At 36.0% G+C, this 12749-nt stretch carries 12 protein-coding genes; 10 read left to right on the top strand and 2 right to left on the bottom strand.

Annotation, left to right across the window (positions count from 1 at the left end):
* Positions 1-8: 8 nt before the first annotated feature.
* Positions 9-452, top strand: coding sequence for a GAF domain-containing protein (locus tag FCJ93_RS05080; protein ID WP_095306243.1), 444 nt, complete (start codon positions 9-11; stop codon positions 450-452).
* 18 nt (positions 453-470) lie between these two features.
* Positions 471-1484: a PAS domain-containing sensor histidine kinase gene (locus FCJ93_RS05075; RefSeq protein WP_235879421.1), complete on the top strand. Its 1014-nt coding sequence runs from the start codon at positions 471-473 to the stop codon at positions 1482-1484.
* Positions 1485-1575: 91 nt separating this feature from the next.
* Here FCJ93_RS05075 and FCJ93_RS05070 read toward each other — a convergent pair whose 3' ends face one another.
* A complete protein-coding gene (locus FCJ93_RS05070; protein WP_137743076.1) occupies positions 1576-2367 on the bottom strand; it encodes a hypothetical protein in 792 nt (263 codons plus the stop codon).
* Positions 2360-2893, bottom strand: a complete 534-nt coding sequence (locus FCJ93_RS05065) for an RNA polymerase sigma factor (protein ID WP_137743075.1) — start codon at positions 2891-2893, stop codon at positions 2360-2362. The genes FCJ93_RS05070 and FCJ93_RS05065 overlap by 8 nt, the downstream gene beginning before the upstream one ends.
* Before the next feature lie 447 nt (positions 2894-3340).
* On the opposite strand from FCJ93_RS05065, the gene FCJ93_RS05060 reads away from it, so the two are divergent.
* The 8 genes from FCJ93_RS05060 (at position 3341) to FCJ93_RS05030 (ending at position 12600) form a co-directional block, all read left to right on the top strand.
* Positions 3341-3697, top strand: coding sequence for a hypothetical protein (locus FCJ93_RS05060; protein WP_095306240.1), 357 nt, complete (start codon positions 3341-3343; stop codon positions 3695-3697).
* Positions 3698-4128: 431 nt separating this feature from the next.
* Entirely contained in the window at positions 4129-4710 is a 582-nt protein-coding gene (locus tag FCJ93_RS05055) for a hypothetical protein (RefSeq protein WP_095306239.1), read from the top strand.
* An 89-nt stretch (positions 4711-4799) separates the two neighbouring features.
* Positions 4800-4952: a hypothetical protein gene (locus FCJ93_RS24780; protein ID WP_170211211.1), complete on the top strand. Its 153-nt coding sequence runs from the start codon at positions 4800-4802 to the stop codon at positions 4950-4952.
* Positions 4953-5339: 387 nt separating this feature from the next.
* Entirely contained in the window at positions 5340-6341 is a 1002-nt protein-coding gene (locus FCJ93_RS05050) for a YeiH family protein (RefSeq protein WP_095306347.1), read from the top strand.
* Positions 6342-7077: 736 nt separating this feature from the next.
* A complete protein-coding gene (locus FCJ93_RS05045; RefSeq protein ID WP_137743074.1) occupies positions 7078-9771 on the top strand; it encodes a response regulator in 2694 nt (897 codons plus the stop codon).
* A 68-nt stretch (positions 9772-9839) separates the two neighbouring features.
* Positions 9840-10655: a CheR family methyltransferase gene (locus tag FCJ93_RS05040; protein WP_235879419.1), complete on the top strand. Its 816-nt coding sequence runs from the start codon at positions 9840-9842 to the stop codon at positions 10653-10655.
* Between the two features lie 5 nt (positions 10656-10660).
* Positions 10661-11059 carry a response regulator gene (locus FCJ93_RS05035; protein ID WP_137743073.1) on the top strand — a complete coding sequence of 133 codons (399 nt, stop codon included), beginning with the start codon at positions 10661-10663 and terminating at the stop codon, positions 11057-11059.
* Positions 11035-12600 (top strand): PAS domain S-box protein, encoded by a 1566-nt coding sequence (locus FCJ93_RS05030; RefSeq protein ID WP_137743072.1) that lies wholly within the window; start codon positions 11035-11037, stop codon positions 12598-12600. The genes FCJ93_RS05035 and FCJ93_RS05030 overlap by 25 nt, the downstream gene beginning before the upstream one ends.
* Positions 12601-12749: the final 149 nt, after the last annotated feature.

The following is a 12749-nucleotide window of genomic DNA, read 5'->3' as shown; positions in this document are numbered from 1 at the left end:
AGATCGCCATGTTTAATAAAAGTAAAAATTATGAGCCTATTTTACAAGAGTGCAAGCAACTTAAGAAAGAAATTAACTGTGACTTCGTTGGGTTTGCTTTTCAGAATACAATTGGACCTGATATTAAATGGCATATTGCTGCCGGTAACCATAATGAAAAATATAAACTGATTTCTGTCAGATATGGCAAAGGAATTGCGGGTAGAGTTATTTCGACTGGAAGAGCGATGACGATTGAAGATTTTCCCCATCATATTATCGGCAAGGTATTAGAATACCCGATTATGCTTGCAGAAAAACTAGTTTATTCACACGCTGTTCCTGTTTACTATAAGGAAGCTGCAAAAGGTGTATTATTAGTGGGTAACCGTTCCAACAAACAACTTTCTCGAGAAGATGTATTAATTGTACAAGCGGCTTCAAATAAAATTGAGAAGATAATTAGCTGCTGAATGAATAGAGGTGGAACAATGAATATTGACTCCAATTTTTCCCAGCCGTTTAAAGAGTTATTAGACTTAAAATATGCTTTAGATGAATCTGCGATTGTCGCGTATACGGATCAGAGAGGCATTATTCAATATGTTAATGATAAATTTTGTGAAATATCTGCTTATTCAAGAGAAGAATTGATCGGGAAGGATCACCGTATCGTAAATTCTCAATTTCACTCGAAGGAATTTTTTCGGGAGATGTGGAGAACAATTTCATCAGGAAAAGTGTGGAAGGGAGAAATTCGCAATAAAGCGAAAACAGGAAATTATTATTGGGTTGATACTACAATTGTCCCCTTTTTAAATGAACACGGTCGACCTTATCAATATTTAGCGATCCGTTATGAAATTACGAAAAGAATGAAAATCGAAGAAGAATTGAAGAAAATGATGACGAGATTAATTGACGTGCAAGAAGATGAAAGAAAAAAACTCTCTCGCGAACTTCATGATGGCATTGGTCAAAACTTGTATAGTCACCTTATCACAATCAATCTTCTTCAGTCGGAACTCAACCATCCTCTTATTGATCAACTTCGAGATGAAGCTGCCGAATTAATTGAAGAAATTCGCAAAATATCATGGGAGCTGCGCCCTTCCGTTCTTGATGATTTAGGGCTTATTCCTGCAATTCGTTCCTATTTAGTTCGCTATTCTAAGCATTATGGCATCGATGTGGAATTGGATTGTCATTTAAATAGAAGAATTCCATCTAACAAGGAAGTCGCGATATACCGAATTATTCAAGAAGCGTTAACAAATACGCGTAAATATGCAGAAACAGATAAGGCAATTGTAACGATTAGAGAATTAGATAACTCGATTAGAGTGCTGGTAGAGGATTTTGGTAAAGGCTTTGAACAGGATAAAGTCCAGCGAGGTGTTGGTCTTTTTAGCATGGAAGAAAGAGCTCGCGCTGTTAATGGAATGCTGCAAATTTATTCGGAAGTTGAAAAGGGTACAAAGGTGGTCTTTGAAGTGCCGATATGAAGCCATTGAATAGCATCATTTCTTACTTGTTTTTTTTGATAAAAAAGAGCGGTTATCAACAACAAAATGATAACTGCCCTTTTATGCCGTATCAATCTTTGACAATATGAAATTCTTTTAGCATCGCATCAAATCGAGTTCCGTGTCCTTCTTCGGCTTCAGAAAAATATTTTTGTTGAATGATAAAGCTTCCGCCAGCACCGTTATCAAGAACATATACTTTGGTCAATTCGTTATCCCAGTCATGTCCGTCTTTCTTTGCTAAAAGAACGAAGCCTGATAGGGGTTCATTCGTTTCTTCCTCAAGAATTAGATACGGATAATCTCTTAAAATGTCTTCTTTTAATTTTTGAAATGCGCTACTTGCTGGAACATCCTTTTGCTGCCTAATGGCCATGGAAACTTCAGGATATTGCGCATCAAGGGGGATTTTTGGCGTAATAATGTCCCCATCATCTGTTCTGTTCATTACATAGCGCTCTTCATCTATATAGATAATATACTCCGCTTCTTTTCCTTCATTTAATGTTAACTTCGTATCCTCATCAATTCCTTCAATGCTTTGGACGATTTCTTTTTTAGGCTCAAACATTGATTTTACTTTGTCCACTAAAGCGCTGACCGTGCCAGGTTCAAATACTGTTTTCATCTTATCAACTAAAGCATTTCCCGTATCGGTCTGTGAAGAAAAGGCGATGAATAATGTAGCAGCAGCAGCTGCAACTAATAACCCCCATTTTTTCTGCCTCGGTGGTTTCGATTTTTTTTCATCGATAAACAATTCTTTTTCGATATTGTTCCAAATCTCTTCTTTTTCTTTGGGGTCGAAGTTTGACATATCTCCTAAGCACTCCTCAATTTTTTTATCCTCGTCATTAAACATGTTTTTTCCCCCTTTCTTCGAGATCGTTCAAATAATTCTTTAATAATGCTCTACCTTTGTGTAAGCGTGATTTGATCGTATTCTGATTTGTTTCTAAAACAGTTGAAATTTCTCGTTCTGAAAATCCTTTTAAATATTTCAAAATAATAGGAATTCGGTATAGCTCATTGAGCGACTGAATCGCTTCATTCAATTCCGAGTAATCATCGGTTTTAATCGATCTGTCTTTTATATCAGGATCAATATAAGCGTGTTGAGTGCTTATTTTTGCTTCTTTCTTCATAATACGGTAGCATTCATTCGTCAAAATTCGATAAAACCAAGGATCGAAGGGTTTGCTTGCATCATAGGAAGAGAGGTTTCGATAAACCCGTATAAATGTTTCTTGGGTAGCTTCTTTAGCGAGTTCATGGTTTTTCGTGATTAATATTGCAACGCGAAGCGTTTTATCAATCTGTTGATTGTAAAAGGTTCGAAAAGCATCTTTATCACCTGATTTAATGCGCTGCAGCAATGACCGTTCCATGGATTAATTTCGCTCCTTTCGAGAACTTACTTGAAATGCACTTCTATTTATTAATACCAAAAGTTTATCGAAAAAGTTTGTTCATAGTACCATAATAATTTCGTTATTACGTTTTTTAACTGATTTTGGGCTCATTTTCTCTCTGATTCCATGAAACGATAGGAGAAAAAGAGATTTCTCTTATCGTTTCATGGAATCAGAAGACCTTTCAGCTATACTGAAAGGCATGTGAAACTTTGGTTTCACATGGAGCCAAAAATCAACACCGACATATAACAGAGCCTGAGTAAAAAATAAAGGTTATTTGTTTGTGCTTGTTGAAATCACCTTTATTGTCAACAGATAAGTAAAAAAGTTAAAAAATTGTCAAACGAAATAGCTTTTTATTGTAACAATATTTTTACCATGTAAATGTTACAATATCTATATTAGAAAGGAGTAAGTGAGATGGAAAAAGAGTTGCAAGGAGTACTCGCTTTATTAAATCAGATGAGTGCGACAATTGATACGAAACTGCAGGCAATCGATGAGAGGTTAGCAAAGCTCGAAAAAATAGATAGTGTTGAGCATCGAGTCATCGTCAATCAAATTGATATAACGGATATAAAAGATATTCTCTTTCGCTTAGAAGGGCAACCGACTGAGAAATTGTCAGAGGTCATCAATGAGGCGATAAATAGAATTGAAGGGGTGTATCGACAGCATCTTCAGGAAGTGAATAAGAGGCTGGACAGTCAGTTGCTGAAAATAGCGAAAACAGAAGAAGAAATTTTGATGCTGAAGGTGAGTCAAGCGCCGAGTTAACGGGATAATTAGCTCATAAAAGGTTTTGAGGAAAGCTCTCAAAGCCTTTTGTCATTTTTATGATAGATAAGGCTTTTGTCTAATTGTTTGGATTAAAATGGATGGAACGATAAGGTGTGCAATGGAGAAAATTATGCCCAATCATCTGTAAATTTCTGAATTTTTAATGAAATTATTGCGATAAATCAATAGTTGATGATTAATGCTCGTTTAATGGGCCCAATTATGGTTGTTGCTGCGATGTGAAAGCTGATCTTTGCATGAAATGAAGTAAAGATTTAGTGTGATAATGTTATTATTAAATCTGCTATTTTTTGTCAGCGTGCACTTTGTTACAGTCAAATTTGAAAAAATGCTTTATAATTCTATTCAGATATATTTAAAATATAGAGCATTTTAATAATATAGAATTCGAAGGAATGGGTTTAGTGATGAATATGTATGAAGTTATTATTGATATTTTAGAAAAAAAGGGACCTGTTTCTTTTCACACAATTTGCGAAGAAATGAACGAAAGGAACTGGACTAGTAAAAGTGGAAAAGAAAACCCCGTTCAAGTTTCTCAAGTAAAATCTGTCGTGACTAGAAAAAAAGATTTATTTTCGGTTACAGGAGATATTGTGTCAATCAGGGAAGAAAAGGAGCTTCAATCCTTAACTGCAATGATCGGCAGGTTTCCAGGCCCATCTTTTAAAGTTGAAGTTGATTTTGTACATCAGCGTTTTTATATGTTTGAATGGAGAAACGCCAGTTTAATGCAAAAGGATCGAGAAGAGAAAACGATATATATTGGCAATGTTGAACAGTTTAAAAAAGAAGTAATTCGATTGAAAATATGGAATTGGGAGCGGGATTATCAGCCTGAGGCTCTCGTATTAGACGGTATAAGCTGGTCTGTCATCCTTAAAACTAAAGGAAAGCTATATGAAAGTGAGGGCTTGCACACCTTCCCTGAAAATTGGCATAAATTTTGTCGCGCCATTTCTCAACTTATTGGGATGCCTTTCAAGTAAACATGTTCAAGTGCTGCTTATGAATAAATATAATGTCTCAAGGTGACTCTATAAACAAGCAGAATCACAGCAAAGAGGGAGTGACTGACATGAAAAAAAAGCAACCGTTTCACTGTCAGGAGGACATGGACTTTGTTCACCATCAATTGGTCGAACAAATCGCGCGAATTAGTGTTGATGAAGAAGAAGAAAGAATGAGAGCTGAACTCGAACTAACGGAAAAGGATGAAGTTGACCATTAAGATGGTTGACTTTATTTTTTTAGGGTTCTCTAATATTTTTTTGGTTTATCGCACCATTTAATAAATTTTTGAAGAAAATCCGGAAGAGCAAAAGTGATTACTATATAAACATATTGAGGTGACGACTGGGCTAGAGCGCGAAGTTATCGATGGTCGAGCTTGATTCATTTAAGAGGTTGATAGAGGTGCTGTTCAGGTTTTTACTGATAGCTCTTATGTTATAAAATTCTTAAAAAATCTATCAATTTTTACTGATTAGAACGGCTACAGCAAGTCGTAACAGAAAAAAAGGTGTTAAAGAAGTCAATTCTTTGATACCCTTTTTTATGTGTATGATATAAAAATATCGATTTGTTTCGTGCGTCTATTAGGGGAGTAGTGGAAAATTTGTTTATACATCAAGATTTGAACACAAAGTGGAAGAAAAGATTAAGAGGTATGATCCTTGTTGTTGTGATTGCGATCGTTGCCCATTATTTAGGAAGTCTTTTTCCTTTAGTTGGAGGTATTTTATTTGCCATTATTTTAGGACTCATTTTAGGAAGTTTATGGGATGTTTCCCCCATCTATCAATCAGGAATAACCTTTGTTGTGACAAAGCTGTTAAAATTGGCTGTTGTTTTATTAGGAATAAGCTTGAATTTAAATGCCATAGTAGACATTGGCCGGCAGTCCATTATAGTAGTTGTCACTTCAGTCATTTTGGGCATTGCACTTACCTACTGGTTTGGAAAATTACTTAAGCTCGATCGCACTCTTACGCTGATGATCGGGATTGGGACAAGTATTTGTGGAACTACAGCTATTTCTTGTGTAAAGGGGATACTGGACGCGAAGGAGGATGAAACCGCTTATGCTATTTCAACGATTGTTTTTTTCAATTTAATTGCTTTTTTCGTTTATCCTTTTGTCGGTCAATTACTAAATTTCAATGCAATTGATTTTGGAATATGGAGTGGTACCGCTGTTCATGATACTTCTTCCGCAGTTGCAGTAGGTTTTGCATACAGCAGTGAAGCAGGAGATGTTGCAACAACTGTAAAATTGGCACGGACACTATTTCTGCTCCCGGTAATTCTTATTTTGCCTGCTTTAATGAGCAATCAAAAGAAAGGGAGTGTCAAAAATTCTTTGAAAAATGCTTTTCCATGGTTTATTCTTTGGTTTTTATTTATGAGCATTTTGAATTCTCTTGGTTTTTTTTCTGAAGGGCTTCAAGCATTTAGCAATGACTTTGCGAAATTTATCATTGTCATGGTGATGGCAGCAGTAGGATTGCAGGTTAATTTGAAAGGATTCGTTAAGCTTGGATACAAACCATTTTTAACAGGGTTATTTGCTTCCGTTGTAGTCTCTATCGTGAGCTTAATCATGATCCGCTTTTTATAGTAAAGGATTGCTTAACAATATTGTTGCTCAAAGGCTTATTTCGTGTGAAATCAAGGTTTCACACGTCTTTTTAGTTATACTGAAATCAGATAGAAAATGCGGCAAGTATCAATACTAACATATAACAGAGTCATGATAAAAAGGACTTTGGTGAAGCTGGAAGCAATAAAAAGCGTTAAGGGGCTTTGTTCTGCTCGTTTAATCGTTTTTTGTATTTCATCAATATCGTAAAGATTGTATTTAAAAACACTTCAAATGAATCACATTTGTCTTTCAAGGCGATGGCCACTTATTGCCTCTGGCTAGTCGAGCTCTGACCACGGCTATCTTTAAATGCGACATCCTCAATTTTTCTCATATTTCCACCCTTTGAGCATCTAGTTAATAAATCGGCTGTTGCTGAGCATGTTTTGTGAGTACACGTCTCTTTTTAACTCATGCAAGTTAACCTTAAGAAAGAATAAACGGATCGTAAAAAAAAATCCGCTTTGCCAAGTCAAAAAGGAAGAGCAAGCTTGTCTGTTTCCCTCTTCTCAATGCAACAAAGCCGAAATGGGCTTAGATGGACAAAGGGGATTTATGAAAAAACTGCATACAAAATTCAGCAAATTTATATAAAATAGAAGTCATAGTGGGTTTACTTTTAAATAAAGAGGGAAAATAGTAGAATTGATGATTTATATGTCATGCAATGGAGAAATTAGAGAAAAACAATAAATAAAAGGGGTAGCTTTGGATGAAATATACAACAAGATTATATGTTGGCTTTGGATTAATGATTTTATTGGTAACTGTCATGATTGCACTTATTGTCGGAATTCTCAATCATCAAAATCAAGATATACATAATTTAGTTGAGGATAGGTATGAAAAAATAAAATTACTTAATCATATTCGTTCAAGTACGAAGAACATTGATAATGAATTAACGATTTTACTTCAGAGTGCTGATAAAGATAAAGAGGAAAAAGTCTTAAGCATTCGTGAAGCAATGATTGGGATTGATGATGATATTGCAGTATTGAAGGATATCATCAAGGCGCAAGAAGCAAAAGCGCTATTAAATACGCTGATTTCTCAAGTAGATTCGTATGAAAAGACAGTTGAGGAGAGTCTTTCACGAGTATTATATAATGGCACCAATGCGGTTTTTGGGATCGATTCAATGGCTAGTGAGCAATATGGACAAATTGTCACAGTTATTGATGAGTTGATTTCCATTCAGGAAGGGATTATGGAAGACACATTGGACAATTCGAAAGCCACTTATGATCTCTTTATCAAAATAAGCATCTCGTCTATTATGATTGCACTGATTTTTGGTTATGTTGTTTCCAAGTGGGTCATTCGCGATATTAAAACCCGCTTTCGCAGTATAAGGGATGTGATGAAAAGTATTCAATATGGATCGGAAAATCTACCAAGACTGAAATTGACTGGAAAAGATGAAATCGGAGAAATTGCTTTGGCATATAATGAAATGGCGCAAGCGCTAGAGGATCATGAACGTATGGAAAGAGAATATACCGAAGAGATTGAAGAACAAAATTGGCTCGCAAAGCAACTTGCTGACCTTTCCATGTTATCACAGGAGATACTCGATATTTTAAAGCTGGGCGATACATATCTTCAGGAAATTGTTCCGATGGTAGATGCTACATACGGTTCCCTGTACATTGTGAAGGACGAACAATCCTTACGATATTTGACCCAGGTTTCGTCTTATGCAGGTGCGGAAAATATAGAATTTGAAGGCAAGGAAAAAATTAAGTGGGGAGAAGGGTTAGTTGGTCAATGTGCTAAAGATGGAAAAATCAAACAGCTTTTTCATATTCCAGATAATTACATTTCTATTTCCTCAAGCATTGGTGAAGCAAAGCCGAATGCAATTATGATTGTACCCATTCATCTTGATGGGGAGGTTGTCGGGGTAATGGAGCTGGCAACGCTGACCGAATTTACACCTTTGCAGGAAAAATTGCTTATGGAGGCTACAAAGCAGCTTGGAATCACCATTTATCGAATTAATCAACAAATGCAGGTGCGAAATTTGTTAGAAGAGGCACAGACACTCAATGAAGAATTACAGAGTCAATCTGAAGAACTGCAGCTTCAGCAAGAGGAGCTGCGGACAATGAATGAAGAGCTGGAGGCTCAATATAGACATTCAGAGCAAAAAACAAAGGATTTGGAAAATACAAAACTGGAGTTGGAAGAACGAACAAAGCAGCTTCAATTAAGCTCTAAATATAAATCAGAATTTTTGGCGAATATGTCTCATGAATTAAGAACTCCTTTAAATAGCTTGCTTATTCTTGCGCAAATATTACTCGAGAATAAAGAAGAAAATTTAACTGTCAAGCAAAAAGAGTATGTTAGTACGATATATGCAGCAGGGAAAGATTTGCTGAATTTAATTAACGATATTCTCGATTTAACGAAAATCGAAGCCGGGAAATTAGACGTTCATGAAATTGAAATGAATATGAGTGAATTGGAACAATCTTTAATTAAACAATTTGAACCGCTTGCCGTAAAGAAAGGCATTCAATTCAAGATCGATATTGAAGCTGGGATTCCAAGATTTTTATATACGGATGAGCAAAAGGTTTATCAAATCTTGAAAAATCTTCTTTCCAACGCGATTAAATTTACTGAACGAGGCTTTGTAAAGCTGGAGGTAAAAAAGCATGCTGGAAGTTGGGGAGAAACGTATGTCATGTTTAAAGTATCCGATACTGGAATTGGCATCTCAAAACAGAATCAACAGCTTATTTTTGAAGCCTTTCAACAAGCGGACGGAACTACGAGTCGCAAGTATGGCGGCACAGGGTTAGGGTTGTCGATAAGCCGTGAGCTGGCAGCCCTATTGAATGGATACATAACTGTTACTAGTCAAGAGGGGAATGGTAGTATATTTACCTTTTATCTACCAATCTCAAATTTACCAGAAAAACTTATTAGCGAACAAGAAGCTGCGGTTACTGTCGAAGAAGTATACCCCCAATTAATTGCAGATCCAACTCTTTTAACCGAATCTGTACAGGATCAATATCTTGTAGGAAAAAAGGTTCTTGTTGTCGACGATGATATGAGAAACGTTTTTTCGCTTACAACAGCATTAGAGGCGGTTGGAATGAACGTTTCCTTTGCTGAAAATGGGAGAGACGGGATTCAATATCTTCAGGAACACGACGATGTCGATATTGTGTTAATGGATATTATGATGCCTGAGATGGACGGATATGAGGCGATGAGCAAGATTCGTAAAGATGCGCGCTTTGTTGATTTGCCAATTGTCGCATTAACCGCCAAGGCGATGAGTCATGATCGCAAGAAATGTATTGATGCTGGGGCGTCCGACTATATTACGAAACCGGTTAATTTAGAGCAGCTATATTCATTATTAAAGGTATGGCTTTATAAATAAAATTATCGTCTAAAGCTTAGACGTTGAAGTGAAAGGTAGATAAAATGAATGTTCAGCAGAGTAGCAAAATGGAGACTATTGAAATTAAACTCTTGCTTGAAGGAATCTATCAATGTTACGGGCTTGATTTTAGAGATTATGCAATGACTTCAATTAGGAGAAGAATTTTATACCGCATGAAAGTAGAGAAAATAGCAACTGTGACTCAGCTGCTCGATCGGGTTCTCCATGATCCTAAAATGATGGAGAAGCTGTATTTTGATTTTTCCATTAATGTCTCGGAAATGTTTCGTGATCCTAGCTTTTTCTTGACGATGAGGAAAAAGATACTGCCTAAATTGGCTAAGTATCCACTTATCCGAATTTGGCATGCTGGATGTTCAACCGGTGAGGAAGTTTATTCAATGGCAATCCTTTTAAAGGAAGAAGGCCTTTTTGACAAGTCAAGAATTTATGCGACAGATATCAATGAAAGAGTGTTGGAGGCAGCGAAAAAAGGCGAATTCCCATTAAAAAAAATGCAGGATTATACGAATAATTATGTTAATTCCGGCGGGGTACAGGATTTCTCCGGTTATTATACAGTTCAAAAAGATTTTGCCAAATTTGATGCGAGTTTGTCGAAAAATATCACTTTCGCTCAACATAATTTGGTTACAGATGGTTCGTTTAATGAATTCCATATGATTATTTGCCGCAATGTCTTGATCTATTTTAATAGATCATTACAGGAACGTGTTCATTCTTTGTTTTTTCATAGTTTAAGCAACAATGGATTTTTGGGACTGGGGAGTCGCGAAGGGCTATTGAATAGAATGACAAATTTACAATATCAAGTGATCGATAATAAAGAAAAAATCTATCAAAAGGATACAGGGGTGTGAGAGTAATGGAGGATAGACGCGTCAATATCCTATTGGTTGATGATCGACCGGAAAATCTACTGGCTTTAAAAGCGGTGCTCGATTCGCCAGAGTATTGTCTCATCCAGGCAAATTCGGGTATGGAGGCATTGAAATGGGTGCTTAAGAAAAAATTTGCTGTTATTCTGATGGATGTACAGATGCCTACGCTAAATGGATTTGAAACCGCAAAAATGATTCGTGAACGAGAGAAAACAAAGGATGTTCCAATAATTTTTATCACCGCTTTAAGTCAAACGATCGAGAATATTCTCTATGGATATTCCGTCGGAGCAATAGATTATATATTGAAGCCTGTCGATCCGATCATTTTAAAAGTAAGGTTGATGCCTTTGTTTCTATGTATTTACATAAGAAAAAAGTAATTGAACAAAGCGAATTGATTTCGAAAAGAACGAAAGAACTGGAAGCAGTGTCGATAGAACTTCGAAAAAAAGAGGCAATGGCTCGTGCAGTTGGCGAGACTTCTATTGATACAATTGTCTTCTTTAATGAAGAAGGTGAAATTCTTTCCGTAAATCCTGCTGTGACCATGATGTTTGGTTATTTAAGCAATGAATTAATTGGAGAACGGGTTGATGTGTTGTTTGAATTTTCAATTGACAATATCCCGAGAAGAGCAAATGTCGATACTGTTGGTTTAAAAAAGGATAATACAGCTTTTCCAATTGAGGTCCATCTTGCAGATGCAGAAGTTGAAAATGAAAAAATATATGTATGTACGATTAGAGATATTACTGAAAGAAAGCAGCATTTTGCTCAGTTGGAGAGCTTAGTTGTCGAAAGGACAAAGGAACTCTATAAAATCAATAAAGATCTCCAACGAGAAATTGAAGAAAAGAAGGCAACTCTTAATCAGTTATATGAAAGTGAGGAAAAATATCGTTTACTTGTTGAAAAAGCCCCAGAAACGATTATAGTCAGAAAAGTTAAGAGTGATAAGATTACATTTATTAATGAGACAGGAGTAGAATTATTAAAAGCAAATTCAAAAGAAGAAATAGTCGGCATGAGCATCTATGATATTATTCACCCTTCCTATCATGAGCGCGCTAAAAAGGTCTATAAGGAAATTGAAGCTGGTTTACCGGTGTTGCCTTATGAAGAGAAATTTGTTTGTTTAAATGGTGACATTATTGATATTCAGGTAAAGATTATTCCATTTGTTTATGGCGGAGAGGAATCATTACATATTGTTATTCGTGATATTACAGAAATCAAAAGGAACCAGGAGTTTATCCAACAATCTGAGAAGTTAAATGTTGTTGGGGAGCTTGCCGCAGGAATCGCCCATGAAATACGCAACCCATTAACGAGTTTAAAAGGCTTTACTCAGTTGCTAAACCATCAATTTTCAACGGAAAGTGACTATGTTGAAATTATGATATCAGAAATTGAAAGAATTAATACGATTGTTGGGGAATTATTATTGCTGGCGAAGCCAACAGAAGATGAATTTAAACAAGTTTGTTTAGAGGAATTACTTGAAAATGTACGAATGTTAATGAGTGCTCAAGCCAATTTGCACGGTGTTGTAATCAACCATATAAACCAGCAAACCATACATAATCTTTTCTTTAATGGCGTTGAGAACAAAATAAAACAAGTATTTATAAATATTATCAAAAATGCGATCGAGGCAATGGGAAACGGTGGCAAGATTACTCTTGAAACAACAAGACTCGACTCCAAAGTTTTAATTGCTTTTCATGATACGGGTGCGGGTATCCCGGCACATCTTTTACATAAAATAGGAAATCCCTTTTACACAACGAAAGAGAAGGGAACGGGTCTCGGTTTAATGATCTCGAAAAGTATCATTGAAAGTCATGATGGTGAACTAAGAATTAATAGCATTGAAGGGAAAGGAACGACTGTGGAAGTTATTCTTCCCGTTTGCGAATAATTCAAATATAAGAAGCAAGTGGCGAGACTGAACTGCCCCGTAAATGTTAGACACAATCTGACGTTTACGGGGGTTTTTTTATGTCCAAATTTACTGCAGAAGAAAGAATAAAAATAGTTTTACGGTATGTATATGGGAATGAGCCTATC

This window comes from Robertmurraya siralis (assembly GCF_005502275.1).
Taxonomy (GTDB): Bacteria; Bacillota; Bacilli; order Bacillales; family Cytobacillaceae; genus Robertmurraya; species Robertmurraya siralis.
This window is presented reverse-complemented; position numbering and strand designations above follow the sequence as displayed.

Bases quoted from the DNA above. Each gene is read 5' to 3' on its own strand.
- FCJ93_RS05075 (WP_235879421.1), top strand. From the start codon at position 471: ATGAATATTGACTCCAATTTTTCCCAGCCGTTTAAAGAGTTATTAGAC.
- FCJ93_RS05055 (WP_095306239.1), top strand. From the start codon at position 4,129: ATGAATATGTATGAAGTTATTATTGATATTTTAGAAAAAAAGGGACCT.
- FCJ93_RS05065 (WP_137743075.1), bottom strand. From the start codon at position 2,893: ATGGAACGGTCATTGCTGCAGCGCATTAAATCAGGTGATAAAGATGCT.
- FCJ93_RS05045 (WP_137743074.1), top strand. From the start codon at position 7,078: ATGAAATATACAACAAGATTATATGTTGGCTTTGGATTAATGATTTTA.
- FCJ93_RS05070 (WP_137743076.1), bottom strand. From the start codon at position 2,367: ATGTTTAATGACGAGGATAAAAAAATTGAGGAGTGCTTAGGAGATATG.
- FCJ93_RS05060 (WP_095306240.1), top strand. From the start codon at position 3,341: ATGGAAAAAGAGTTGCAAGGAGTACTCGCTTTATTAAATCAGATGAGT.
- FCJ93_RS24780 (WP_170211211.1), top strand. From the start codon at position 4,800: ATGAAAAAAAAGCAACCGTTTCACTGTCAGGAGGACATGGACTTTGTT.
- FCJ93_RS05030 (WP_137743072.1), top strand. From the start codon at position 11,035: ATGTATTTACATAAGAAAAAAGTAATTGAACAAAGCGAATTGATTTCG.
- FCJ93_RS05040 (WP_235879419.1), top strand. From the start codon at position 9,840: ATGGAGACTATTGAAATTAAACTCTTGCTTGAAGGAATCTATCAATGT.
- FCJ93_RS05035 (WP_137743073.1), top strand. From the start codon at position 10,661: ATGGAGGATAGACGCGTCAATATCCTATTGGTTGATGATCGACCGGAA.
- FCJ93_RS05080 (WP_095306243.1), top strand. From the start codon at position 9: ATGTTTAATAAAAGTAAAAATTATGAGCCTATTTTACAAGAGTGCAAG.